Origin of the sequence: Pseudomonas persica (genome assembly GCF_900291015.1) — a bacterium.
Classification (GTDB): Bacteria; Pseudomonadota; Gammaproteobacteria; order Pseudomonadales; family Pseudomonadaceae; genus Aquipseudomonas.
Genome location: NZ_OLKL01000219.1, coordinates 1 through 258, shown reverse-complemented (window position 1 = coordinate 258; position 258 = coordinate 1). Strand labels below are relative to the sequence as shown.

General features: G+C 66.7%; 1 protein-coding gene. It reads left to right on the top strand.

What is annotated here, in order from left to right; translation table 11 throughout:
• A partial coding sequence (locus FQ664_RS26335) for a response regulator (protein WP_144175922.1) occupies nucleotides 1–258 on the top strand: 258 nt, incomplete at both ends.

Genomic DNA, 258 nt, shown 5'->3' with positions numbered 1-258 from the left:
GATGACCCCGCGGGCCAGTCGACCCCGCTTCCTGCTTGTCGAGGACGACATCATCAGCCGTGGTTTTTTCAAAGCGGCGTTGGAAACGTTACCAGCGGATGTGGACACCGCCGACTCACTGGCCAGCGCCCTGGCGCGCGCCGAGCCCGGTGCCCACGATCTGTGGCTGATCGACGTCAACCTGCCTGATGGCAACGGTGCCCAGCTGTTGCACCAGCTGCGCCGCTCGCACCCGGACACCCCGGCGCTGGCGCATAC